We start from the raw sequence: 27000 nt of genomic DNA, 5'->3' as shown, positions 1-27000 counted from the left end.
TATACTTGTTGGCACTCCTGTTTAGAAGCTACAACGGATGGCAAACCCTCTACTCCATTGCTTTCTTTACTAACGAACATATTTCTTTTACTGCATTCAATGAAGAGTCATCACTTTGATTCATATACGATACTGTTCTTGTACTCCTCATAGTTTCGCTATCAGCTAAAATTAGTTCCTTCTCAGAAATAACTGCAATCTCAGCTTTCGCAATGCCCTGTTTATTTTCCATTAGCTGTATTACATAGGTCGTATCCAAGTTTAATTTCTTCCCTTTATCTAATACTTCTTCCTCTTCGTTAATGCTCATCTTGCTAAACTTAATACCATTCAAATTATCGAGCAAGGTTTCAATTTGTTTTTTATCCGCAAATTCTTTCGTAACCGAGTTTCCACGGCTAATCGACATAACTAATATTTTATTTTTATCTAATGGTGCAATTTGGTTCACACTAGATTTCTCTTGGCTACAACCGGTGACCTGAGTAATTAGTAATAGTAATATCATAACCATCGTGAAAATTTTTTTGTTTTTCAAAATATCACCTCTCAGAGTATTTTATGTCGTATTTTGATTTATATTTAGTATGAATAAATTCCTATCTGGTTAAAGAGGGTAATTCGGCTTTTTAATTAACTAATTCTATTCTGTCTAATATCCAAATATTTATTTTCTCAAAATGCATGATAACCTTTATCTAGGGCGGAGGGATCGCTTTCCATCCCTAGTTAAGGCTTGTCAAGCTGCCCTAGTGCCTTCTTTATGTTAATTTTCCTCGTTATAATAATCAATGATGTTGGTTAAATATAAGCCGTCAAAGAGAAAACCGACTGGAAACAGCCGGTTTTTATATTAACCTTCACATATTAATTAAAAGTAGGGAGTGTAATATGAATCTGTTCCTGACATGCCAGTAAACTCGGTATTTGTATAAAGTGTTGCTATTTTAGCTCTATAAGTCCCTGCTGTACTTTGCAACCAGCTATAACTTTTAGTCATACTTAGCACGGTAGTGATGCTTGTATCATATAAATGTCCCCGGATAGTTCCTGAAGAAAAATTACTAGGGGTTAAGGTGGATACAACAGTACCGCCAGAGTTAAGCATCTGTAAGTTCAACATTGAACCTTGTCCTCGCGGAATTTCAGGACTATAGGCTGAAACAATAAAGGCAAAGTAATCATGACCATCTACATACTGTTGTCCGGATTGTTCATACTGATTACCAACATAGCTTGTAGATACATTGTAGCTTTTGATTGCCCAATTAGGACTCCAACCTGTGTGAAGTGTATAGGAATTTACCGAAACATCAGTTGCAAAGGCATTTCCCACTAGAACAACATTTAATAACAAAGTGGCAAGTACTATAGCCAAACGCTTTTTCATCTGATATACCTCCCTATAAATACAATTTTGAAGTGTCAATAGTAAATACACGATCAGAGTATTGCTTATTAATAGTTATTGATGCTTCGCTCTTCAGTTCTGTTTTTATCTTCTTCCAATAATCCTGATACTCAGTATTGATCTGAGAAATTAGCTCGCCTTCGGTTAAAGGTTTTAATTCTCCCTTCGCTATCCCAATTTCGATAGCTTTATCATACGCTTTTTTAAAGGTTACAATGCGAAAAGCATTGTAGTATTCATAGGTATTCCAATACTCGTCAAAACTCATATTGGCGGATGAGCAAAAATCATCAACATACTTTTGAACAGTAGCATCTTGTTTGTAGAGTGACTTCTCAGATTCGATAAAACTATTAATCTCACTTTTCAATGGGAGAACACTATTTTTAATCGCATAACTCATAATGAGTTTTTCTTCAACTAAAGTATTGAAAACTGACTTATCATCCGCATCTCCCGTTTCGGCAACGTTCCTGAGACCTTCCCTAAATTCAATTTCTCCTATGGATATTGGCAACAAATCCACATTTGTAACGATTTCTTTTTCATTAAAAGACTTACTTGCTAAAGCGTCAAGCGATTTCGAAAGTAGCTCAGGATTATCTTTAATGTAACTACCCGCCAATTGGATATGCTCTTCAACGCTTTTCTTATCGTCAGCGTAGGAATTTTGGATTAGTACTCCAAAAAAATTTGCTATTAGCAAAAATGACAAAGCACCAATAATTAAGATTTTCTTTCTCATAATATTTCCTCCTTTTAATGTAATGTCTTTCTAATCAAGGACTTTTAAGAGGTTAGCGATCATTGGGATATGAGAGAGCCTTTTATTGTAGACGGCAACCCTATATGCGCCATGGCCTGTCCACCTCCTTTGATTGGCATCTTAACAACTGGTTGATTTAAACTATGTTACCCCCTTCTACTTATTAGACAATTAAGCCATGGAAAAAGCTTCATAAGTTTTGGGAAAAATAAAAAATAGGATAAAGGCCCTATGTAAAGAGGGCCTTGGACTCATTTGGTTTAAAATTAATTCCCTAAAAAAGGATTGCACTGCAACAATCTTGAAGTAGACGACTAATGCATTTGAAGACAGGAGGTGTAGCAGTTGTTTTTCCCTAAGGATAAGAAGATTCAGCTCGATGAAGAATTGTATGAACGCTGTTATCATAGGGTATTTAATGCTCTTAATCTAATCATAAGGGACCCGGAATTGGCCAAGGATGCAGTTCAAGAAGGTTTTTATAAGGCGTTTTGCAATTTTAACCAACTAAGAGAACAAAATAAGTTTTGTGCATGGGTCATGAGCATTGCCATAAATCAAGCTAAAAATATGTTGCAGAAAAACTCTCGTCAGGTATTGACGAACGAAATGGAGTTATCTAACCAGATTAATTCCAGTGGATATAACCCACCTGATCCGGTAAGCGATTTAGTGTTACTTAAAAATGAAGTAGAAAATGTCCTAGCCAAACTTAATGTTGCGGATCGGGAGATTCTTGTATTAAAATATTTTTTAGATTACTCCACTGCAGAAATTGCAGTTATCCTTGAAACTTCAACTCAAAATGTGAATCAAAGGCTTCGACGTGCTCGAGAAAGATATAAAAAATGCGCTTGATAAATCATCCGAGAGTTTAGAGGAGTGTGAATTATGAATGATGAGTTTGAAGATAAGTTAGGTCAACAAATTCGAGAATCCCTTTTACTGGAAGCGAGTGAAATAGATGTGCCCCCTGTTAAAGAGCAGTGGGAAGATTTTGTCAGGCGATATGGAGCTCCGAAAAAACGAACGAACCGGATTAGTAAAGTCACTCTTGCAGCGGCAGCAGTAGTATTACTCGTTATTTCAGGTTCGTTATTAAGGCCTTCAACAGCATCTGCTCTTGGGGAGAGGCTAATCGACTCTATAAAGGTTTTTCTTGGGGGAAGTCTTTACAACGTAAATACTGTGCAAAAAGGCAATTCGGATCCTCCCACAATTGAACGAAATGAGCTTCCGTCGGAGATGGAAGTTACGTTAGATGAGGTTGAGAGAATTGTTTACTTTAGTGTTGCCAAACCGCATTATCTTCCTCAAGGTACTGAGCGGAAGAAAGTTTTTCTGACCCAAACAACGGGAGATACCTATTCTATTAAAATGGAGTATTCGGTTAATAGCCAGCCATTTATGTTACTACAGAACAATTTAGTTGCAGGTCATAATGGGAGTTTCTTATATGACTCGGATGATGCACAGGTTAATAAAATCGATATAAACGGAAATGAGGGACATTTGCTAAAGACTAAAGATGGAACATTAATACTGCGATGGGCGATGAGAGGGCTGGAGATAGAGTTGATTGGAAAAATCGAAGAAGATGATCTGATTAAAGTCGCAAGGTCGGTGACCTAAGATACTTAACGAAAAAGGCATGTGAGCATTTGGTCGGAGTGCTTACATGCTTTTTCGTTAATGACATGATTATTCCGTGGAACTTTTCGTTATGATTGTTCCCGGCATTTTGAATACTGCTGTAGCCGCCTTGGATAAGCTGCAGTGCTTCAATGCCAATTCCTGATTCGATAGAGTTCGATTTAGATGATTCTGGGGATGCAAGTACGGGACTGGATCCAAACATCATTACGGCAATGATTAGAAATATTAGAGCTAGTTTTTTCATAATTTTCATCCTCCTGTAATAATTCATTATCCTTATTACTTAGACAATTAAGAAGGTTAATTTTCTTCATTAAACTTTAAAAAAGTTTTAGCACTCTAAAACGTGTTAAAAGGACCGTCCCCCTAACACTCTCCCCCTTCTTGCTCCCTTCCCTAATATTTGCTATGATAGAGGTTAAAGCAACAATCAATCCAAGGAAGGTGAATAAGTTGTCAATTTCACGTGAAGACGTTGAATACGTGGCGGCATTGGCGCGCTTAGAGTTAACTGAGCAGGAAACTCAAGAATACACCGAACAGCTTAACTCCATTTTGGGCTATGCGGCTATGTTGGAGAAATTAGATACAAGTGATGTGGTGCCTACAGCACACGCAGTTCCTTTGCATAATGTACTGCGCGAGGACCAAGTCAAAACTTCCATTAATCATGACAAAGCCCTTAGAAATGCCCCGGATGGGGAAGAGGGATTCTTCAGAGTTCCCAAAATCAGTTTGACTTAAGCTATTTGACTTGGAAAGGAGACTGCGGAAGTTGGAATCAGTAACGATCGGGAAGTCAGTGAGTGAACTACATGAACTGCTTCTACATAAAGACATAAGCTCCACGGAATTAACCAAAGCCTACATAGACCGTATCAAGTCTGTGGATCCTGCTTTGCAAGCCTATTTAACTGTCTTAGAAGACGAGGCCTTGGCTCAAGCGGCTGAGGTGGATGAAAAAGTCTCTCAAGGACAAGCCCTTAAACCTTTAGAAGGTATTCCCATGGCCCTCAAAGACAATATGTGCACAGAAGGAATTCGCACCAGCTGTGCTTCAAAAATGCTGGAGAATTTTTATCCGCCCTACAATGCCACGGTGACAGAGCGTCTGCGGGCGGCGGGAACTATACTTTTGGGCAAACTGAACATGGACGAGTTTGCCATGGGATCCTCCACGGAGAATTCCTTCTTTACTAAAACACGTAATCCTTGGAATTTAGAGTGTGTCCCTGGGGGATCTTCGGGAGGCTCTGCCGTAGCTGTTGCCGGGGATGAGGCTGCCTTTACTCTGGGCTCAGACACGGGGGGATCCATTCGTCAGCCGGCGGCTTTCTGTGGAGTGGTTGGAATGAAGCCCACCTATGGTGCGGTTTCCCGCTTAGGTTTAATCGCCTTTGCCTCCTCCCTCGACCAGATCGGGCCATTCACCAAAACTGTTCGGGATAATGCTCTGGTGATGAATGCCATTGCCGGACATGACCCCTTAGATTCCACATCCGTTCCTATCGAAGCTCCTGATTATACCAAGTTTTTGGTCAACGACATCAAAGGGTTGAAGATCGGGATTCCCCGGGAATACTTCGGTGCAGGAATTGACCCGGAGGTGGCCAAAGGGATTCAAGCCGGGATTCAAACTCTGATTGATTTAGGAGCAGAAGTAGCGGAGTGCACTTTGCCCCATACGGAATACGCCATCCCTGCCTATTATCTGATTGCTACCGCTGAGGCCAGCTCTAATCTAGCTCGCTATGACGGTGTCCGTTATGGGTATCGGGCAGATGCTGACGATGTGTTAGGCATGTTCAAAAAAACCCGGGCTGAAGGATTCGGCCAGGAAGTAAAACGCAGAATTATGCTGGGCACCTATGCTTTGAGTTCCGGCTATTATGATGCCTACTATCTCAAAGCCCAAAAGGTGAGAACCTTGATTAAACAGGATTTTGATAAAGCCTTTGAGAAGTTTGACGTTTTACTTTCCCCGACTGCTCCCACAGCTGCCTTTAAATTTGGGGAAAAATCCGCAGACCCCTTGGCCATGTATTTATCGGACATTACCACCGTCCCCATCAACCTGGCGGGAATTCCGGCAATTTCCATACCTGCCGGTTTAGTCAATGGTCTGCCCATTGGCATGCAATTGATGGGCAAAGCCTTCGGAGAAGGGTCATTGTACCGAGTTGCTTATACTTTTGAGCAAAATACGAATTATCATACCTTAAAACCAAATCTCTCCCGGGAGGTGCTGACCGGTGGTAGTCGCTAATAAATATGAAATGGTTTGTGGACTGGAAGTTCACGTAGAACTCCAGACCAAGACTAAGATTTTTTGCGGGTGTACAACAGAGTTCGGAGGAGACCAAAACACTCACGTCTGCCCGGTCTGCTTAGGCATGCCCGGTGCCCTTCCGGTACTAAATCGTGAAGTAGTGGATTACGCCATCAAAGCCGGTTTAGCCTTGAATTGTGAGATCGCCGAATTCTCGAAGTTCGACAGAAAGAACTATTTCTATCCCGACTTGTCTAAGAACTACCAAACCTCTCAGTTCGATTTACCCATTTGCGGTAAAGGCGGCTTAGAGATTGAAGTGGAGGGCGAGAAAAAATGGATTGGGATTACTCGGGCCCACATGGAGGAAGATGCGGGTAAGCTCGTCCATAGCGGAGATACCATCACAACCTCTAATGCTTCCTCCGTTGACTATAACCGAGCGGGAGTCCCCCTCTTGGAAATCGTATCCGAGCCGGATATGCGTTCAATCCCGGAAGTTCTGGCTTACTTGGAAAAATTAGTGCAAATCTTAGAGTATACGGAAGTCTCGGATTGTCGGATGGAACAAGGTTCTGTGCGCTTTGATATTAATGTCTCCTTGCGTCCCATAGGAGAGACAGCCTTCGGAACTCGTACTGAGACAAAGAACTTAAACTCTTTCAGCTCCGTACGGCGCTGTATGGAATATGAAATAGCCCGGCAAGCAAGAGTGTTAGATGCCGGTGAAAAAGTGGTACAAGAGACAAGGACTTGGGATGAGGGTCAAGGGATTACCTTAGCCTTACGCTCCAAGGAAGAAGCTCATGATTACCGCTATTTCCCGGAACCGGACCTAACACCCCTTATAATTGATCGAGAATGGGTGGAACGAATTCGCCAAACCCTGCCTGAGCTTCCGGCACAACGACGGGCTCGGCTGCAAGGCATAGGATTATCTGAGTACGATGCCGGGGTTATCACCCAATCCAAATCCTTGTCTGACTTCTTTGATGCTGCACTTGAAAGCTTCGGCGATGCTAAGACCTTAGCGAACTGGGTGATGGGAGATGTTATGCGTCTGCTGAATTCCAACCAGTGTCCAGTCGAGGATTCTCCCATTTCTCCCAAGCAGTTAGCGGAATTATTAGAGCTGATCGAAAAAGGAACCATCAGCGGCAAAATAGCTAAGACAGTTCTCGAAGAAATGTACGCCACCGGCAAGGATGCCCAGGTGATCGTTAAGGAAAAAGGGCTTGCTCAAATCAGTGATGAAGGGGCCTTACTGGGAATTATCGACGGCGTCCTGGCCGCTAATCCTCAATCCGTGGAGGACTACCGCGCCGGCAAAGATCGAGCCATTGGCTTTTTAGTCGGACAGATCATGAAAGCCACCAAGGGTCAGGCGAATCCGGGTCTTGTCAATCGATTGCTGAAGGAAAAACTATCTTAATTGTTACTTAGGGGCTTTCCGAAAGGAGAGCCTCTTTTATGTTGATTGATTCTCTGGGTCTTGGGAATAATGAAGGATAATGCAAGTCATTGAATAAATATACTGAGCATCAAATAAGTATACAGTATAAAGAACCCAACATTCTTCAAACTTAAAAGAGATTATGCTAGTATAAGGTATGTAATTTTTGAACCTGTTATATATATTCCAGCTAATTAAGAGGGGTGAGTCTGAATGAGACATTTGACAATTGTAGACACTACATTGCGTGATGGGGAACAAACAGCTGGGGTTGTTTTTTCTAATCAAGAAAAGTTGCGAATCGCCCGGTTGCTTGATGAACTTGGCGTTCATCAGATAGAAGCCGGAGTAGCGGTTATGGGCGGGGATGAAAAGAAGGCGATTACTGAAATTGCCAAGTTAGGTTTAAAAGCAAGCATTATGGGCTGGAATCGGGCGGTTATTTCTGATATAGAAGCTTCCTTGGCCTGTGGTGTGGATGCCGTAGCTATTTCTATCTCCACCTCCGACATTCATATTGAACATAAACTTATGACCACTCGGGACGATGTTTTAGAACGAATGGTAAAGGCAACCGCCTTTGCTAAAAAAGAAGGAATGTACATTTCCGTCAACGCGGAAGATGCTTCCCGGTCTGATATGGATTTTTTAGTCCAATTTGCTAAAGAAGCAAAAAATGCCGGTGCAGATCGTTTGCGCTATTGTGATACAGTAGGAATCTTAGACCCTTTTGCAACCTACGATAAAATTAAGATCTTAGTTGAAAAAGCGGGCATAGATGTGGAAATGCATACTCATGACGACTTCGGGATGGCCACTGCCAATGCCCTGGCCGGAGTAAAGGCCGGAGCAACCCATGTAGGTGTGACTGTTAACGGCTTAGGTGAGCGGGCCGGCAATGCTGCCTTAGAAGAAGTGGTTATGGCATTGAAGCACTTATTAGATACGGATCTGAGCTTTGCGACGGAACGATTTGTCGAGGTTTCCGAATATGTTGCTCGCGCTTCAGGGCGGATGCTCCCGCCTTGGAAGTCTATTGTAGGAAGTAATATGTTTGCCCATGAGTCAGGCATTCATGCTGACGGTGCCTTAAAAAATCCTCGAACCTATGAAGCCTTCAGCCCTGAGGATGTGGGACTTGAACGTCAAATTGTCATTGGAAAACACTCCGGAACTGCATCCATCAAAGCAAAATTCCGCAATGAGTATGGCAAAGAGATTGCCGAAGAGGATGCAGCTGAGATGCTTAAAAGGGTAAGAGCAATAGCCGTAGATATGAAGAGATCCCTTTTTGACAAGGAGTTAATGTATATTTACAGTGATATGCTGAAACAACGACAGTAATTTATCCGATATTCCAATCTGGGCTTATGAGGGGTGTGTGAAAACTTGGCCCTCAAATTCAAAGCGCTTATTTCTATAACAAAAGCGGTCTCTTTCCACTTTCAAAGTAAAGTGGAAGGGATCGTTTTTGTTTACAGAAGTGAAATTTGGAATGTGAATCCAAGACTTACAAGATCTTTGACATCCTCTCAATTATTTTGCAAGTTAATTTGCAAAAAAAGTAAAATCATCCTTGACTATAAAAAAATAAATAAATTTTGCCTACATTTTAATACATGTCTCAATTAGTTGACATATAAACTTCAACTAGCGCTGTAAGTGATTGTTAATGTTATACTCCCCTAAGTGTTTACCATCGTAAGCACTTAGGGGAGTACTTTTATAGAGATCTTTTTCTAAGTGAAAAGCGCAACTCCTTAGTATCAGCTCATTTCAGGCAGATACATACAGAGAAACATCAATTGGCATATTAATTGCAAAACAATTCTGTACATTCAGAATATAGATAAGTATTCTGGATACTGACTTATAGGGAGGTGAAAGGGTGAAAGAATTATAGCGGTATTATTTTTTTTATTTTTATCAGTGACAGAAATATTAAGGAGGAGTATCAATGTCAGATCACGGTTCAAAATCTCGCTGGGGTCAACCTTTAACAGGCCTTATCGCAACAGCTTCATTTTTACTCATTGCTCTGATCACATGGTTCATATTTGCATCTCCACAGGGGATTTTCAAGAACTATGAACACCCAATTCTGGAATTTTTGGCATGGATGCTTTTAGTCGGCATATGGCAACATATCATGTTCGGAGACTGGCCATTCGCAAAACTCAAACCATTGACCCGCGGGATTGTAGAGATATGCGTCAACATTGCCGTGGTCTATGTAATTATTTATGGAATTTTTCAAGGCTTTCTTGGCAAACTCATCCTCCCAATTTGGAGTGTAGAGGCTTTAGTCGCAAGAGGTATTGAGATCGAGCACGCCAGAGAATATGTTGGCGGAGCCCTTACAATGTTTGTCTTAATAGGTTTTGTCACTTATGCATTTTGGTCGATCCTTTTTAAAAAGTGGCCTTGGGCTGATAAGCTGACCCAACCAGCCCTTGGATTCGCAGAATGGAGCTTGACGACAGTTGTTACACTCCTAGCCTACGGAACCCTTATCTTTCCCTTCTATGTTAGTGTAGTGCTAAAACAACCGATTGCGGCAGCAGCCCCTTGGTGGGGAGCCATTGACGGTGTTTCCCATTTGAATTATGTCATTGGGGTTTGGGAATGGATGGTTGTCTATCTTTTTATGACAGCCAATATATGGTCAGGAAAACCGTGGCACCTGGTTAAGAAACAACCCTGGAGTGGATTATTCGGTCTAATATCAATCATTATTCTGGCATTCCTTACCGTAAAACTAACGATTTTTGGAATGGGTGCCGTCTGGGGAGCTGTAGATCCCAAAGCCACTGACGGAACCGCATCCTTAGCATGGCGTTATTATAATTCTGCTACACTAGCTGGATTTACACTATTTCCGTTTTTAATCTGGAATCATTATTTCGACAACTGGCCACAAAAATGGGGAAGTGTTATCGGGTGGTTTGTACGTACAGGTATTGTTTTTGGTCTGGCAGCAATTCAGTTTATCATTTATTACTCAGTATGTTTACCTTTGTTAGGGTTGAAACCTGAATTTTCGAATCACGCTAACAAGCCTTTGGTGTGGCTCTTCTGGGCAATTATCCCGCTGCTATTTAACGATTGGTTCATGTCGAAGTTTCCTTTCTATACGTCAGAGGCTGAGCATGTTAATGTTAGCGGGTCGAAAAATACCTCCAGTTCCAGTTAATTATTGTTTTGGTGGGTTCCAAAAGCTAAAGATCTAACCGGAGTTCAAATATCTCTGCTGAATTAAGTGGATTTAGAGCTCATGTCATTAGGGAAGCACTTAAGCGGGCGGATATTCCGGGAGAGTGGTTGATGTACTCATGGGGTTAGTAATCCAGGTCGGAGCAGGACAGATTCCCTCGCGTCAAGCGAGTATCAAAGCCAGACTCCCATTGGAAGTAACCTCTGAGACGATCAATAAAGTATGTTCATCGGGAATGCAGGCGGTGACTTTGGCGAAACCATCATCCGAGCTAGAGATGCAGACGTTATTATTGCCGGGGGAATGGAAGTATGTCAAATGCACCGTTTGCCTAAAAAAAGGTCGCTCTGGATACGCATAGGAAGTGACAGTGTTTTTGATTTAATGGTTAATAATGAAATTAAATCCCTCTTTTCCAACGATTCCATGCCTTCTGGTGAGCAGTCTTCAAACGTTGTTTGATATGAACCTCACCTGAAGGCATGCTATAAGTTAAGAAGTGTTTTGGGTTAGCTCTCTGATAACTGACTATTAATTCAAGCAGGATTTAGTTGATTTAGGTCGAATAGTTTGATTAATAGCAAATTTCAGGAGGGCTAACCTATGTTGGAGGAGGGACAAATCTTTTCGATCACCCTTGAAGAGATATTGGATAATACAAAGAATGCTATTATTGCTGTTGACCCTCAAGGTACTATTTTTTACGCCAATCGAGCTGTCTTCGATATCCTGAAAGTTCCCGAAAGCAATATTATCGGCGAATCAATAACCACTCACTTTCCGGAAACAGGCCTCTTGCGGGTTTTTGAAAATGGAGTTGCCGAGTTAGGCCAACAATTAAAACTAAATGACACCATCCTTCTCAGCAATCGGACTCCAATTTTTGTTCAGGGAGAATTGGTCGGTGCTGTAGCTGTGTTTCAGGACATTACAATTTTACAAAATTTCTTAGATAATTTAGTGATCGAACACGAAAAAACTAAACAACTTCAACGTACCTTGGAGGTCGTGTTAAACACTGCCTATGACGGGCTGATTGTGGTGAACAAGCAAGGAATTGTTACCATGACAAACCAGGCATTTTCCAGTTTTTTTGACCAAGCACCTGAGGATATGATTGGAAAACCCATTACCGAGATTTATGATAATCCAAAATTTACAGATGTCCTAGTCACCGCCCAACCGGTACATGGATATATACATGATTTAAATGGACATGAAATCATTGCCAGCAGAGTTCCGATAGTTCAGGACGGTAAAATTGTCGGCGCTTTAGGTAAAGTGGTTTTTAAAGATGTCAATGAGCTATATGCTTTGACAAAAAAGGTAGATTCTCTGCGTTCGGAACTTGACTACTACAAAAAGACTGTGTCTCAGAAAAACTCCTCGGCCCTTGAGCTTTTAAAGGGCAAAAGTCCAATCATGAGTTCTTTGATCCAGACCTCTCTTCGGGTGGCAAAATCCGGTTCTACAGTGCTGCTGAGAGGAGAAAGCGGAACCGGCAAGGAATTATTCGCACTGTTACTTCATGCGCAAAGCTCCCGCAACGATGGTCCATTTATCAAAGTGAACTGTGCCGCAGTACCTGAAAATCTACTGGAATCTGAAATGTTCGGCTATGATGAAGGTGCATTTACGGGTGCCAGGAAAGGGGGGAAGATAGGGAAATTTGAACTGGCAGATGGAGGAACCTTGTTCCTGGATGAAATCGGAGACATGGAAATGAGCATGCAAGCTAAGCTGCTTCGAGTAATTCAGGAGCGTGAAGTAGAACGGTTAGGGAGCAACAAGTCTCGCAAAGTAGATGTTCGGCTGGTTGCCGCTACGAATCGCGATCTCGAAGGAATGATTCGCGATAAGCAATTTCGTGAGGACTTATATTATCGTTTGAATGTGGTAACCTTGACCATTCCACCATTACGGGAACGTATAGATGATATTGAAGATCTAATTAAGACATTTATCAAAAAGTTTAACTTGCAATTTGCTCAATCAGTGACAGGAATTACAGCTGAAGCTGTTGACGTTCTAAAAAAACATCGTTGGCCAGGTAATATCCGGGAGCTTGAGAACATTATTGAGAGAGCCTTCAACATGGTTGATGGCACTGAAATCCAGCTCAAGCACCTGCCGAACTATTTGCAAATTTTAGCAAGTCATGATAAAAGACCTTATATGGAAGGGTCCCTTGACAATATTCTTAAGGAGGTGGAAAGGGATGCACTGATTTTTGCGCTTGAAACTGCTAATGGAAATAAAGTTCAAGCAGCAAAATCATTAGGCTTGTCAAGAGCCGGCTTGTACAAGAAGCTAATTAAGCATCAATTACACAAGTAGATTTAACCTAAATAAATGTGAATTTTTTCATCAATAAGATGTCTACAATTTGGTAAGCGTATCCAATCGTAGACACAACCTAATATTTAGTATTAATGGAGATTGCCGTGTTTACTGGCTTTTATGTGTAAACTAATGTGTACATCTTGTGGAAGTTGAGATTTTGAATCAACTGGACAAAAACCTTGGGAATGACTGATATTAGCCAGAGAAAGAATTATCGGAAGATACGGAATATTCCTTGGCATAGCAATTGCATGATTATTCCGCAAGATTCCAAATCACCTATTAAAAAGTCTTGTAATAACAGAAACAAAGGAGGATTTAGTTGTGAAGACGATTATGGTAATTGGAGCTGGACAGATGGGTGGTGGAATCGCCCAAGTAGCTGCCCAAGCAGGATATTCAGTAATTCTGAATGACATCAAAGAAGAATTTGTGAATAGGGGTTTCGGTATTATTGACAAAAATCTGAGCAGAAGTGTTGATAAAGGGAAACTAAAAGCTGAGGAAAAAGATCAGATTTTAGGTCTTATTACTAAATCCGTATCTCTGCAAGATGCTGTATCCGCTGACTTGGTCATTGAAGCTGCCGTGGAGAATATGGAGATTAAAGCCAAGATCTTTGCTCAGCTTGATGAGATATGCCCGGAACATACAATTCTTTCGACGAATACTTCCTCACTGCCTATCACTGAGATCGCCGCTTTTACTAAACGCCCGGATCGAGTCATCGGGATGCATTTTATGAATCCCGTGCCTGTTATGAAACTTGTGGAAGTTATTCGTGGCCTGGCTACCAGTGATGAAGTGTACAAAACGATTGAAGATCTTAGTATTAAGATGGGAAAAACTCCGGTTGAAGTTAATGATGCTCCCGGCTTTGTTGCTAATAGAGTCTTAATTCCGATGATTAATGAGGCTGTCTTTACCCTTAACGAAGGAATTGCTTCAGTTGAAGCGATTGATAATGTCATGAAACTAGGAATGAATCATCCCATGGGACCATTAGCTTTAGGTGATTTAATTGGTCTGGATACAGTTCTGTCAATTATGGAGGTCCTTCATGAAGGATTAGGCGATAAATATCGCCCATGCCCATTACTACGCAAATACGTAAAAGCAGGCTGGCTGGGACGGAAATCCGGTCGTGGTTTTTATAAGTACGAAGCTTAAATCCAACAAGTAAGGAGGGCAAAAGTATGGAGTACGCTAATCTGTTACTGGAAAAGAACGGTGCCGTTGCAGTGCTGACCATCAATCGCCCTAAAGCATTAAATGCCTTAAATAGTGACACAGTAACAGAACTGTCCACCGCCCTCGATGAGTTGGGGAGAGATTCCAGTGTCAAAGCAGTGATTTTAACTGGCAGTGGGGAAAAGGCTTTTATCGCTGGGGCTGATATTTCTCAGATGAAAGATTTTAATTGTATGCAAGCACGGCGCTTTGCTCAACTGGGGCATTCGGTTTTTCGTAAAATTGAACTGATGCCACAACCTGTTATTGCGGCTATTAATGGCTTTGCTTTAGGTGGCGGATGCGAGTTAGCTATGGCTTGCGATATTCGGATTGCTGCTGAAAATGCCAAATTCGGTCAACCGGAAGTAACCCTGGGACTTACTGCAGGATTTGGAGGGACTCAACGCTTACCTCGTCTGGTTGGTGCAGGGTTAGCCAGTGAGTTACTATTTACCGGGGACATCATAGATGTTAACGAAGCCTATCGCATTGGGTTAGTTAATAAGATTTATCCCTTAGATACCCTGATGGAAGAGGCTATGAAGCTGGCTAAAAAAATCTCCTCTCGGGCACCCGTTGCAGTACAGCTGACTAAGAGTGCGATCCAACGTGGTGTGAATATGGATATAGATAGTGCTCAAGCTTATGAAGCGGAAATCTTCGGATTGACCTTCAGCACCCAGGATCAAATCGAGGGATGCAGCGCCTTTCTAGAAAAGCGTAAGCCAGCCTTTGAAGGAAAATAGAATCTTAAGCACTAAAATGAACTCCATTGGCCGATGTTCGACCTAAGCTATTACCAATTATGCAATTGCCTTGTGAAAATAATGAGATCTTTAAGCCTTAATCGAGTGTAAACAATCGATTAAAGGATTTTAGTTCTATGTGTGGATTGCCGAAGGGCAAGTCTTGAAGGTGAGCAGAAAACTAGTCAAAAATGAAAGGATTGATTTTATAATGATTTTTGATTTAACTGAAGACCATCTCATGATGCGTAAAATGGTTCGTGACTTTGCAGAAAAAGAATGTGGCCCGGGAGCGGAAGAACGGGATGAGAAAGAAGAATTTTCAGTAGACTTATGGAAAAAAGCCGGCGAGCTTGGTCTCGCAGGGGTTACTTTTCCTGAAGAGTATGGCGGTGTTGGTGCCGACTACATCTCTTATGCAATCACTGTAGAAGAGCTTTCTCGTGTCGATGCTTCAGTTGGAGTAACTATATCTGCTCATGCAAGTCTTTGTGCAAATCCTATCAATATGTTTGGTAACGAAGCGCAAAAGAAAAAATATTTGACACCCTTAGCTACCGGTGAGAAGCTGGGAGCATTTGGTTTAACTGAGCCTATGGCTGGTTCCGATGCCTCAGGCACTCGCACCACCGCTGTTCGTGATGGAGATTTTTATATCCTTAATGGCAGCAAGATCTTTATAACCAATGCCTATTATGCAGACACCTACGTCGTTACAGCTCAAATGGATAAGAGCAAAGGTAATCGTGGGATTGCAGCCTTTATTATTGAAAAGGGAATGCCTGGTTTCTCCTTCGGTAAAAAAGAGAAGAAGATGGGGATTCGTTCATCAGCAACTTATGAATTAGTTTTTGAAGATGTTCGTGTCCCAGCAGAAAATCTGCTTGGACAAGAAGGTCAAGGCTTTAAAGTTGCTATGCAAACCCTTGATTATGGTCGAATCGGAATCGCTTCCCAAGCTTTGGGAATTGCCCAAGGTGCCTATGAGCAAGCTATGAAATATACCAAAGAAAGAGTACAGTTTGGCAAAGCCATTTCTGAGTTCCAAAATACACAATTCAAACTGGCTGACATGGCCACTCAAATTGAAGCTGCTCGTCTCCTCGTCTATCAAGCAGCTTACTTGGCATCCCAACATAAACCCGTTAGCAAAGCTGCTGCTATGGCCAAGCTATTTGCTTCCGAAACTGCAATGGCAGTTACCACAATGGGCGTTCAACTCCACGGAGGATATGGATATACACGTGAATACCCTGCAGAACGCATGATGCGGGATGCCAAAATCACAGAAATTTATGAAGGAACCAGTGAAGTTCAACGCATGGTTATTGCGGCTAACATTCTTAAATAAGAAATTAAGTTTCTTAACTTTAGGAGTGAGTAGACCAAAGAGAACAATCAACATTATTATTAGCGAAGCGCCTTTTGGTCTTCGCTAATAATAATCATAGAGAGTTTTTGAATGGCCATTCAGATATTTTATCGTATAGGAGATGTTTGATATGAGAGACGTAGTTATCGTAAGTGCTGTACGTACACCTGTAGGTTCCTTCAGCGGCGCTTTAGGACAAATCCCTGCAGCTGAGTTAGGGGCTATTGCTATCAAAGAAGCAATTTCGAGAGCAGGAATCACTCCTGACCAGGTCGATGAAGTTATATTAGGTAATGTACTCCAAGGAGGTCAAGGACAAAACCCGGCACGTCAAGCTGCTATTAAAGCAGGAGTTCCTCAGGAGATTCCTTCCTGGACTCTGAACAAATTATGCGGCTCAGGACTAAAATCCGTGGTTAGTGCGGCTCAAGCTATCATGGTTGGAGACGCAGATATTATTGTTGCAGGCGGAATGGAGAGCATGTCACTTGCCCCTTATGCGCTGCCTAAGGCTCGTACGGGATATAGAATGGGTAATGAGACTATTGTCGATACAATGATCCTTGACGGACTAACTGATGCTTTCCATAACATTCATATGGGAATCACAGCAGAAAATGTTGCCACTCAATTTGATATTTCCCGGGAGGAACAAGATCAATATGCAGTGATCAGCCAAAACCGTGCGGAAGCTGCTATTAAGGCCGGAAAATTCAAAGATGAAATTGTTCCGGTTTCTATCCCCCAACGTAAAGGAGATCCCATCGTTGTTTCCCAAGATGAGTTCCCGCGTTTTGGTGTGACTTTAGAGGGGATTAATAAACTTCGCCCGGCATTTAAAAAGGACGGAAGCGTAACAGCCGCTAATGCTTCCGGAATTAACGATGGTGCAGGTGCTGTCGTTGTAATGGCTAAGGAGAAAGCCGAAGAACTTGGTTTAACTCCTTTAGCAACCATTAAATCATGGGCTTCTGCAGGGGTAGATCCCTTGATAATGGGAACAGGTCCGATCCCGGCAAGTCGCAAAGCGTTAGAAAAAGCAGGCTTGAAGATTGAAGATATCGACCTGGTTGAAGCTAATGAAGCCTTTGCTTCTCAGACCTTAGGAGTTGCTAAAGAACTCCAATTAGATCGAGAAAAAACAAACGTAAATGGTGGAGCAATTGCCCTGGGGCATCCTATTGGTGCCTCCGGAACGAGAATTTTGGTAACCCTGCTTCATGAAATGAAGAGGAGTAATGCTCATCGCGGTTTAGCTACCTTGTGTATCGGTGGAGGTCAGGGAATCGCCTTAATTGTAGAACGTTAGTCTTTATCCGATGACTACCAGCCGGAATCCCATCTTCTACAAGTACGAAAGCATCCAGTGACGAAACCCGGGTGAAGGTTTCGCCCAAGCCGCCGCACTCAAGAGAAGCATAACGGCGCAGGTTGTTTTCGCCGAACCGCAAACTACGCAGAACAACTTCAGCGGTGAGGATGAGATAACGGCTGCTACGTCCCCGGATAGGTTCTTCTAAGCCTTAGATGGAGTAAGTATTCCTCTTAGGCGAACTCCATCTGAAGTTAAGAATCACTTGATTGTAATAGCTGCATTTATACGTCCAGAAATATTTGTACCTTATTTGTTGCCTTATTTGAAGTTATTTAAGAACTAAAAGAAAACTAAGTGCAAGCAAAAGGGGGATGTACAATGTATAAGGAAGAGTATCGCAAAAAGTGCGTTTCAGCTGATGAAGCCGTTAAAGTAGTTCGTAGTGGTGATTGGGTAGAGTATGGGTTTGCGGCAAGCATGGCCAGTGTATTGGGTGAAGCTTTAGCTCGCCGTAAAGAGGAACTCCACGAAGTTAATTTGCGTGGCGGAGTAATCATGGGCCCTTTGGCAATGATTGACTGTGATCCTAGTGGTGAACATTTCATCTGGAATAGCTGGCATTTTGGAGGACGAGAGCGAAAATTAGGGCAGGCAGGATTAGCTTATTACATTCCGATTAAATATTCTGAGGTTCCACGCTACATTCGTGAGAACTTGCAAACAGATGTTGTCGTAATTCAGGTTGCACCTATGGATGACTATGGATATTTTAGCTTTGGGGTTACAGTATCCCACTATGCTGCGGCCATTGAAAAAGCTCGCAATGTTATTGTTGAAGTCAATGAAGATATGCCCAGGGTTCATGGCGGATATGATCATACTGTTCATATCTCTAAGGTCGACTATATTGTCGAGGGAGGACATAGAGGGCTGCCGCAGCTGCCTTCAGCAGCAGCTTCAGAATTGGATCAGAAAATAGCGTCTTATGTCCTGCCGGAGATTAAAAATGGGGCATGTATTCAGTTGGGAATTGGCGGAATGCCCAATGCTTTAGGGCAAATGATAGCAGCTTCAGATCTTAAGGATCTCGGTATTCATACGGAGATGCTGGTGGACGGTTTTGTCGATATGGTAGCGGCAGGAAAAGTCACAGGAATGTGCAAACAGCGGGATCGAGGCAGGATTGTCTTTGCCTTTGCTGCAGGTACCCAGAAACTCTATGACTTTATGCGAGATAATCCATCTTTAGCAGCTTATCCTGTAGATTATACCAATCATCCCTTCATTGCCTCCCAAAACGATCAGCTAATATCTATCAACAGTGCTTTGGAAATTGATTTAGCAGGTCAGGTTTGTTCAGAGTCTGCCGGTTCAAACATGATTACAGGTTCCGGGGGACAACTGGACTTTGTGGAAGCAGCCTATAATTCTAAAGGCGGTAAGAGCTTTATTTGCTTACCTTCCACCTATACGGATAAAAGCGGGCAAGTTCAATCCCGTATTAAATCCGTAATGACCCTAGGTTCATTAATCACAGACACCAGAACCACTGTTCATTACGTTGTTACAGAATATGGGAAGGTTAATCTCAAAGGACTGTCATCATGGCAGCGTGCCGAAGCCTTAATATCCATTGCTCATCCCGATTTCAGAGAGAGCTTAATCGCTGAGGCTCAAAAACTGCGGATTTGGCGCAAGCGGGGGTAAGGGTTAGGATTAAGATTAAGGATTTTTAAATTAACTTAGAGTAGTTTAATAACTGTTAACTTAGAGTAGTTTGAGTAAATCTTAACTTATAGTCGTTTAATGACTCCTGACTTATAAATCTTAACTCTTAATACCAATTTAAAATTTCTTAAGGCGATTTATAACTTTTTCGTTTTGATCTATCATTTACCTATATCATTTATTAGAAGGGATTCCGCAAGGGCCCTTCTTTTTGTATTATTACTAATACAAACCCTCGCCTTGAAAGACAATACCATTGTTCAATGCTTATAATAGTTTGTTTCTTTGTTGTAGTTATGAAAATCTAAACTTGATTCAGCCTGATTGACATTATTTCCACGAAAATTGTCCATTTAATGCCATTAAATAAGATATATTGCCTAAGAAAGCCGATGTTTCTGTAGCAAGTGGACAAGACATGTTCAAACAGTTAGAATTGAAAATGGTATAGAGATAATTTTGGTACTTAAGGATGAATGATATGTCAAAAAAAACTAAGCTTCAAATCCCCCTTCGAAAACCAAAGTGGAATATTTGGCAAGGCTTGCTTTTAGTAGCTATAATAACGATCATTGAATTTCCATTGGGATGGTTAGAAAGTCCTCAGGATTTAGATTCAGTACGTGGAATTCTTAATTTTATAAAGGTAGGCTTAGGAGATTCACTGCTTTATTTCGGCGTGATTATAGTATTCCTTAAATTAATCCGCCGCCCCTTATCAGACCTAGGATTTGTTAAATCCTCGCGAAGGTTTATTGTTTTAGGCTTCATTACGGGAATCGCCTTATTTATCGGAGTCGGTTTATTAGGTAATCTATTGACAAAAATATTTGGAACTCCGGCTCCCCAGAGCTTTGCTATTGCAGTAAATGGTGCAAACTATACTTGGGAATTTATGCTGCTCACCTTTTTGGGGGGAGTTGTTGCTCCGATTAAAGAAGAGATGTTTTTTCGAGGGTTAATCTACCCACCACTGCGCCAAACCTTTGGAAGAGGTAAAGGGATACTTTTGACAGGGCTGTTCTTTGCGGCACTGCATTTAGAAATAATTCGTTTTATCCCCTTATTTATCGGTGGTGTCGTCTTGACTTGGTTATACGAACGTTCTTCAAGCATTTGGCCGGCAATCGTTGCTCATGGGACATGGAATGTCCTTATGGCCCTTGCCCTTTGGATTCAGCGATATTAGTATTGTGCAGAACGCGAAACCGGGGGATCTCGATCTTCTATCTCGGATACTGTCTTCTTCACGAAGCAATATAAAGAGCCTTCTAAATCATAAGCATAGGGCATGAATCCAACCGAAGGTGGTAATTCATGCCCTATGGCTTTGCAAAAGGATTTGGAAGGCCTCCGCCTTTCTTCGAACGAATGGCTGCAGGCTATCATGAGGGCAAAGTAACTGTTGGACAGGGCAGAGACCTTGGTTTAGAATAAATGGGACTACGTTTGGGAGGAAAGAAGCGTGAAATCAAAGTATCCGGTTAATGGGAAAACTAGCGCTGTCGGCGTTATTAATAAGATAATTGATTTGGAAGGCCTCCGCCTTTCTTCAGAGGGAATGGCTGTGGGCTATCATGAGGGCAAAGCAACCTTTGTGCCCGGCTTGCTGCCAGGGGAAATTGGCCAGGTTCAGATTATGGAAGAGAAGAAAAACTGGCAACGAGGAAAACTGCTTAGAATCCTCAAAGCCTCCGAGGATCGGGTCAATCCGCCTTGTAGCGTATACTCTGTTTGCGGCGGCTGCCAGCTGCAGCACCTGAACTATGAACAGACCTTGGTCTGGAAGAAGCGGTGGGTGGCAGACGCTCTGTCCAGAATCGGCAAAATACAGTTGGATTCTGTAACGATCCATCCTACCATCGGGATGGACCATCCCTGGCGTTACCGTAACAAAGCCAGGCTACACTGCGGGGAAGAAGGTAGCCTAGGCTATTATCAGGAAAAAAGTAAAGCGACGGTTCCTTTTGACGACTGTCTGCTGATCAGCGAAGGGATGAATCACTGGGTTCGGGAAGCAGAAGGATTTCTGAGCGAAGAGGGTAAGAAATCCTTTCCCCAGTTGACCTCGATTACCTTCCGGGAAAATTCCCAGGGAGAAGGAATGATGATTCTGGACTCCCTGCCGGATGCTTCTTTGCAGGATACCTCCTTGAGGGATGCTCAGAGTTTGAGAGCATTGGCCGGGCTGGGCAAAGAAGATATAGGGTCAGGATCAATTGAGGGAACCGGCTCAGGAATCAGCTCGGTTTGGGGGATCACCCATTCAGGAGAGCCGGAACGAATTGTCGGCGAAGGGGATTTCACAGAGAATGTGCTGGGAGCGGAATTCAAGATCTCCCCTCTGGCCTTCCTGCAAGTCAACCCGACTCAGACCCGCAGACTTTATAACACAGTGCTGGATTGGGCGGAGCTTTCCAAAGAGAAAGTAGTTTGGGATCTTTACTGTGGAATCGGGACTATCACCCTAGCCCTGGCGGCCAAAGCCCAAAAGGTCTGGGGAATCGAAGAAAATCCCTACGCCGTGGCAGACGCCAAGGAGAATGCTAAGCGCAACCAAATTGATAATGTAGAGTTTATCCCCGGCAAAGTGGAAGATACCTTTCGTCAAATTACCGACCAGCCGGATATCGTAGTCCTCGACCCGCCCCGGGCCGGAGCCCATAAGAGAGTGCTGGAGCGATTGCTGGAATTGAAGCCGGATCAGATCATCTATGTCTCTTGTGATCCTGGGACCTTGGCCCGAGATCTGGGGATACTGCAGAGTGGAGGATATCGGGTGGTTGAGGTTCAGCCGGTGGATATGTTTCCGTGGACGGCACACGTTGAGAGTATAATAATGATGACGTATTGTGGTCAAAAGGGCAAATAAGACGGTTTGAATACCGTATATTGTGCTAGCATCAGATTCCTTGGAAATACGTTGAGAAAACGAATGAGCAATGGGCACAATTTGAAGCTATTGGCAAAAGAACATAAATGGGAAAATAAGAGTATCTAGATATAAAAAGATCTTTATGCTCTTTATTTTTAGAGTTAGTTATGGGCTTATGAGGTTATATTTTTCTTTTTGAAGAGAATAGCCTCTTTTTATTGCGGGATGAGTGAAAGAAAGGAGGAAATCAAAATGAAAAATGAAACTATGAGTAGCTTTATCCCTTAAAGATTATAACCTATCTTCTAAATTTAAATTGGCTTATTTGCCTCTGAAGAAAATTTTGCGCGAAATTTGAAGGAATATTTAGGAGAATGTTGAATGGTATAACCATAAAATTTAAACACGTTATATGGGATTTTATGAGCACCATGTATATGCGTTCAGATATGGAAATGTCAATGATGGAGTATTCAATACGGATAGTACATAATAGTAATGAATTTATATACACAAGAATTAGCTGATTTATAAATAGATAACCGAAATTAATGCATGAAGTTGCAGATCTTGATGTTAAATGTAGCTACAAACGAATTCCGTAGATTAGAAAAGGATATGTGTGTCCCGATAGATAGTTTATTTATAAGAGAATAATAACTATCCGCTAGGGCTACGCCTGATCAGGTGGCATTTGTTTAATGCAGGCAAGCCATGTGGAGGCAATGATGTTGTTGAAAAAGGAATACGCATATTTTTTGGGACAACTACTACGAACCATAAAATACGAAGGAGATAAACATGTTTGAACTAACAAACTTAGTGTCACTATTTAGCAACAGGTTATTTAGAATACCTGATTATCAGAGAGGATATGCATGGGAGAAAAGTGAAATAGAAGATTTCTGGAGGGATATCACTAATTTACGGGATGGAAAAAATCATTATACTGGCGTTTTAACTCTTGAAAAGATCAGCAATGAAGTCGTAAAGAACTGGTCTGAGGACAAATGGCTTATTGATGGTAGAGGATATACCGCATTTTATATTGTAGATGGCCAGCAAAGAATTACAACTTCTATAATTCTAATAAAAGCAATAATTGATATAACTTTCAACAAATATGAATCAAGCGATTTGAATTACTCAACACTCAAGGAAATCACAGAAACATATGTATACAAGAAAAATGAAAAGAGTAAATTACAAAGTTGCATCTTTAGCTACGAAAAAGGAAATCCTAGTTACTACTATTTCATGTCAAAAATTCTAGGTGTTCCTGATGTATTAGACATACATATTGAGAATACGAAGTATACTCAGAATTTAGAATTTGCATACGATTATTTTTATAAAAATTTAAATCAAATGAGCTTTGATGAGATTCAAGATATCTTTAGAATAGTATCTCAACGTATGTTGTTTAATATGTACTTTATAGGTGATGATTTAGATATATTTGTTACGTTTGAAACAATGAACAATAGAGGGAAACCGTTATCGGTATTAGAATTGCTGAAAAACCGATTAATTTATCTTTCATCAATGTTTCTTGATGATGATGGACAAGCGGATGAACTAAGAAAACAGATTAATAATGGGTGGAAAGATGTTTATCATTACTTGGGTAAAAATAAGAATAAACCGTTAAATGATGATATTTTTCTAGCCTATCATACGAACCTTTTTTTTCCTGATAATAATGAACTTACTTATGAGTATGATTATCGAAAAAAAGGAATCTATTATTCAAAATACCTACTAAATAATTACTATACAACAGATAACATTACAAATGGGAACATTGAAATTTCAGATATACTTAAGTTTATTAGAAGTATAAAAAAGAGCGTTTATAATTGGTATGTTTTGAATAATGAATCTGAATATAGGGGCCATGAACGAACTAGACGTATCCTAATTTCAATAAATGATGGTAAAAGAACAAGTTCACAACATTCAAGTAATAATTTTAAAAATGAGAAAATAAACGAATTATCATTATTATTACTGGCGCTTTTGAACAATGAATGTGAAGATATTCAGTTGAGAAAGATATTAAAATTAATAAATACATACGAATTTCTGAAGATGTTTATTGTATTAGATAAAGAGAAAGAAAATTATTATGGCAGAAAAAAGGAGGATTCAGATGAATTCTTTATATGCTACAGTGATTACTTCAAGGAAGTAATTAATCAAAAAGTATGTAATTTAGAAAAAAGACTAACTGAATGTATAAATTCTTTTCAAACTAACGAAAATGTAAAACGAACAATTAAGTATTTTTTTGAGTCTGGATTCTATCAAACTAAATTTCCAATTAAATACTTCTTTGTACAATATGAAAGATATCTTAGTCATAAATCACAAGCTGGAATCTCAAAGTTAGATTATGAAGGATTATTGAGTGATGGTTGGTTTTATAGAAATAATATTGAGCATATTTTCCCGCAAAGAGGCAGAAATGATTACTGGACTTCTCAGCTTTTAAATAAATCGCATGAGCAAATTTACTTGCTTAAGAATAGTTTGGGAAATTTAGTCATAATTAACGAGGTTAAGAACAGCAAGTTAGCTAATCTTCCATTTCCAGAAAAGAAAGCTAAAGGGTTTATTCATGGTAATTATTCTGAAAATGAACTATTAAAATATGATCAATGGACTATTCTAGAAATCACTGATAGAGGAATGAATCTACTGAAATTTATGATAGAAAATTGGGATTTAAATATATTGAACAATGATCGTGATAAGGTGGAATTATTAGGATTAAGTAATTGGTACTAATTCAAAGTTGAAACATAAGAGTATTTATAATCTTTACCCAACACCATCCTATGATAGAATTAAAAACATTATGGTGCTTATTGCATCAATTTAATTATCATCGCATTGCCCAACTGACGCGCGTAATATATTGAACACACATTATTGGACACGTAACATAACTAATTAGATGCATTTTGGCAAACAAAAATTTTTGCCGTAAAGGGGATACCAGCGTTAAGCGGCATCTTTTTTGCATCTTCAAGGCACGTGGAGTGCGTGGTTTTGATAGAGCGGAAGCAGCCTGATATCAGCGGTTTCTAGAGTTTTGGGTAAATTTTAACTGTCAAAGACAGGGTATAATGAAAGTGTTAGAACTGATAAAATGGGGGTAGAATTATGTCAAAGAAATATACACAAGGTTTAATAAGAATCTGTCTCCTAAGTTCGTTTGACTTGTAGAAAAAGATTTTTAGTATAGGAAAAATAGATGATTGCTAATTGGATGGAGGGAAATATGGCTAAAATTTTTATTGATACAAATATTTATCTGGATTTTTACCGTTCAAATAATGATAAATTAAAGTTGTTTGAAGACTTAATAGAATATTATGGATATCTAATTTTCCCTACCCAAGTTTATGATGAGTTTAGAAGAAATCGGATTACTGAAATAAATAACGTAATATCCAACATTAAGAAGTTTAAAATCAATTACTCAACATCTATTATTAGATGTATGGAGAGTTTTGAGGAATTTGAGATTGCTAGGAGAAAATTTTATCAAGAAGTAGATAAAATTATACAGAGCTTAGAAGGGATGGTTGCTGATTCGACAAAAGACCCTGTTGCTCAATCCGTTAAGACCATTTATGATGCTCAAGCAGTTCAGAAAGTCGAATATGATGACAATATCATCCAGAAAGCGGATAGGCGGCATTTGCTTGGTAATCCACCTGGTACTAATAAAACTACTATATGTGATGAACTTATTTGGGAGGCCCTCTTAGCCCATATAAATGAAGACATCGTAATAGTTTCGAGAGATTCAACTTATAGAAATAGCTTCGATTACCTGAATGAAGAGTACAAGAATGTAAAAGGTGGAAAATGTATTCATCTGACAGATAAAATAACTGAAGCATTAAAAATTATTGGTCAAACACCGTTAGATGAGATGGTAGAGTTGGAAGAAGATCAAATACAAGAGGCATTATTAGATTATAAGTGGAAAGTTGTTAAAGACTATGGAGATAGGGCAGTAGTAACAGATGGGATTAAGAGCGGAATAATGCCTATTAGTAATTATGATTCCTCATGGATTTGTCCATTTTGTGGTAACTTCGGACCATGGAACGGTGTAAGATGTATGTCTTGTGGTCGTATTTCGGACCCTATGGACTAAGCATTATTAGCATAACCCTCGGAACCAACACAGTGCTGCGCATTAGGCCCTGAACTTCCAGTGCTCCGAGGTGTTGTTGCGTTAGCTAAGACGTTTATTGACCATCTATTGCTATGTATCCATGTGCAAAGGTCTTCTAAGATGCGTTAAGTAAAATTGACGCCGTTAATCAAGGTACCATAATGTTATCCAGACGCGCTTACTCCAAATAGTGATAGGGCGTAAAGTTGCTTAGTAAAGATGAACCTGTGGCAGTTAAAGGATGTGCTGTGGTGGGATGAGTAAAAATTAGGATTATTCTTGCGGACAATTTTCATTACCATAGAAAATTGCAATACATGTGATCAATGATTTTATGAAAAACTTTGAGTTGAAATACAGAGTCCCTGAATGCAAGTGGTTTCTGTATCGAATATAATTTGGATGTCCACCCAGGACGTACAGC

General features: G+C 40.7%; 22 protein-coding genes and 1 pseudogene. 19 read left to right on the top strand and 4 right to left on the bottom strand.

Annotated features, from left to right (window positions below):
* Positions 1-49: 49 nt before the first annotated feature.
* The 3 genes from DESMER_RS14635 to DESMER_RS14625 all read right to left on the bottom strand — a co-directional run bounded on the left by DESMER_RS14635 (position 50) and on the right by DESMER_RS14625 (position 2156).
* Positions 50-538, bottom strand: a complete 489-nt coding sequence (locus DESMER_RS14635; protein ID WP_014903835.1) for a hypothetical protein — start codon at positions 536-538, stop codon at positions 50-52.
* 333 nt (positions 539-871) lie between these two features.
* Positions 872-1390 carry a hypothetical protein gene (locus DESMER_RS14630; protein ID WP_014903834.1) on the bottom strand — a complete coding sequence of 173 codons (519 nt, stop codon included), beginning with the start codon at positions 1388-1390 and terminating at the stop codon, positions 872-874.
* 13 nt (positions 1391-1403) lie between these two features.
* Positions 1404-2156: a hypothetical protein gene (locus DESMER_RS14625; RefSeq protein ID WP_014903833.1), complete on the bottom strand. Its 753-nt coding sequence runs from the start codon at positions 2154-2156 to the stop codon at positions 1404-1406.
* A 366-nt stretch (positions 2157-2522) separates the two neighbouring features.
* On the opposite strand from DESMER_RS14625, the gene DESMER_RS14620 reads away from it, so the two are divergent.
* Positions 2523-3035: an RNA polymerase sigma factor gene (locus tag DESMER_RS14620; protein ID WP_014903832.1), complete on the top strand. Its 513-nt coding sequence runs from the start codon at positions 2523-2525 to the stop codon at positions 3033-3035.
* 33 nt (positions 3036-3068) lie between these two features.
* A complete protein-coding gene (locus DESMER_RS14615) occupies positions 3069-3809 on the top strand; it encodes a DUF4367 domain-containing protein (RefSeq protein ID WP_014903831.1) in 741 nt (246 codons plus the stop codon).
* Here DESMER_RS14615 and DESMER_RS14610 read toward each other — a convergent pair.
* On the bottom strand, positions 3784-4077 hold the full coding sequence (locus DESMER_RS14610) for a hypothetical protein (RefSeq protein WP_014903830.1): 294 nt from the start codon (positions 4075-4077) through the stop codon (positions 3784-3786). The two genes, DESMER_RS14615 and DESMER_RS14610, sit on opposite strands and share 26 nt — an antisense overlap.
* A 209-nt stretch (positions 4078-4286) precedes the next feature.
* Here DESMER_RS14610 and gatC point away from each other — a divergent pair, with 209 nt between their 5' ends.
* The 17 genes and pseudogenes from gatC (at position 4287) to DESMER_RS14530 (ending at position 26555) form a co-directional block, all read left to right on the top strand.
* Positions 4287-4577: an Asp-tRNA(Asn)/Glu-tRNA(Gln) amidotransferase subunit GatC gene (gene gatC, locus DESMER_RS14605; RefSeq protein WP_014903829.1), complete on the top strand. Its 291-nt coding sequence runs from the start codon at positions 4287-4289 to the stop codon at positions 4575-4577.
* 31 nt (positions 4578-4608) lie between these two features.
* Positions 4609-6099: an Asp-tRNA(Asn)/Glu-tRNA(Gln) amidotransferase subunit GatA gene (gene gatA, locus DESMER_RS14600; protein ID WP_014903828.1), complete on the top strand. Its 1491-nt coding sequence runs from the start codon at positions 4609-4611 to the stop codon at positions 6097-6099.
* Entirely contained in the window at positions 6086-7534 is a 1449-nt protein-coding gene (gene gatB, locus DESMER_RS14595) for an Asp-tRNA(Asn)/Glu-tRNA(Gln) amidotransferase subunit GatB (protein ID WP_014903827.1), read from the top strand. The genes gatA and gatB overlap by 14 nt, the downstream gene beginning before the upstream one ends.
* 234 nt (positions 7535-7768) lie before the next feature.
* The gene (gene nifV, locus DESMER_RS14590) at positions 7769-8899 is read left to right on the top strand and encodes a homocitrate synthase (RefSeq protein WP_014903826.1); all 1131 of its coding nucleotides are present in this window, start codon (positions 7769-7771) and stop codon (positions 8897-8899) included.
* Positions 8900-9512: 613 nt separating this feature from the next.
* Positions 9513-10748 carry a hypothetical protein gene (locus DESMER_RS14585; RefSeq protein WP_014903825.1) on the top strand — a complete coding sequence of 412 codons (1236 nt, stop codon included), beginning with the start codon at positions 9513-9515 and terminating at the stop codon, positions 10746-10748.
* A 139-nt stretch (positions 10749-10887) separates the two neighbouring features.
* Positions 10888-10968: pseudogene (locus DESMER_RS24475) on the top strand (hypothetical protein); the annotation flags it as partial.
* Positions 10969-10991: 23 nt separating this feature from the next.
* On the top strand, positions 10992-11231 hold the full coding sequence (locus tag DESMER_RS23105; protein ID WP_042333813.1) for a hypothetical protein: 240 nt from the start codon (positions 10992-10994) through the stop codon (positions 11229-11231).
* A 141-nt stretch (positions 11232-11372) separates the two neighbouring features.
* Positions 11373-13106, top strand: a complete 1734-nt coding sequence (locus DESMER_RS14575) for a sigma-54 interaction domain-containing protein (RefSeq protein WP_014903824.1) — start codon at positions 11373-11375, stop codon at positions 13104-13106.
* A gap of 330 nt (positions 13107-13436) precedes the next feature.
* A complete protein-coding gene (locus DESMER_RS14570; protein ID WP_014903823.1) occupies positions 13437-14282 on the top strand; it encodes a 3-hydroxybutyryl-CoA dehydrogenase in 846 nt (281 codons plus the stop codon).
* 26 nt (positions 14283-14308) lie between these two features.
* On the top strand, positions 14309-15091 hold the full coding sequence (locus DESMER_RS14565) for a short-chain-enoyl-CoA hydratase (RefSeq protein ID WP_014903822.1): 783 nt from the start codon (positions 14309-14311) through the stop codon (positions 15089-15091).
* A 211-nt stretch (positions 15092-15302) separates the two neighbouring features.
* Positions 15303-16442, top strand: a complete 1140-nt coding sequence (locus DESMER_RS14560; protein WP_042334584.1) for an acyl-CoA dehydrogenase — start codon at positions 15303-15305, stop codon at positions 16440-16442.
* A gap of 151 nt (positions 16443-16593) precedes the next feature.
* Complete coding sequence (locus tag DESMER_RS14555) at positions 16594-17772, top strand: acetyl-CoA C-acetyltransferase (RefSeq protein WP_014903820.1); 1179 nt, start codon at positions 16594-16596, stop codon at positions 17770-17772.
* 384 nt (positions 17773-18156) lie between these two features.
* Positions 18157-19485, top strand: a complete 1329-nt coding sequence (locus DESMER_RS14550; RefSeq protein WP_014903819.1) for an acetyl-CoA hydrolase/transferase family protein — start codon at positions 18157-18159, stop codon at positions 19483-19485.
* Positions 19486-19987: 502 nt separating this feature from the next.
* Positions 19988-20695 (top strand): CPBP family intramembrane glutamic endopeptidase, encoded by a 708-nt coding sequence (locus DESMER_RS14545; protein WP_014903818.1) that lies wholly within the window; start codon positions 19988-19990, stop codon positions 20693-20695.
* Positions 20696-20971: 276 nt separating this feature from the next.
* A complete protein-coding gene (rlmD, locus tag DESMER_RS14540; protein WP_014903816.1) occupies positions 20972-22378 on the top strand; it encodes a 23S rRNA (uracil(1939)-C(5))-methyltransferase RlmD in 1407 nt (468 codons plus the stop codon).
* Positions 22379-23182: 804 nt separating this feature from the next.
* On the top strand, positions 23183-25171 hold the full coding sequence (locus tag DESMER_RS14535; RefSeq protein ID WP_014903814.1) for a DUF262 domain-containing protein: 1989 nt from the start codon (positions 23183-23185) through the stop codon (positions 25169-25171).
* Between the two features lie 496 nt (positions 25172-25667).
* The gene (locus tag DESMER_RS14530) at positions 25668-26555 is read left to right on the top strand and encodes a PIN domain-containing protein (protein WP_014903813.1); all 888 of its coding nucleotides are present in this window, start codon (positions 25668-25670) and stop codon (positions 26553-26555) included.
* Positions 26556-27000: the final 445 nt, after the last annotated feature.

The sequence above is a fragment of the Desulfosporosinus meridiei DSM 13257 genome (assembly GCF_000231385.2).
Lineage (GTDB): Bacteria > Bacillota > Desulfitobacteriia > Desulfitobacteriales > Desulfitobacteriaceae > Desulfosporosinus > Desulfosporosinus meridiei.
Note: the sequence above shows the minus strand (reverse complement) of the source record. Positions and strands in the feature narration are given on the sequence as shown.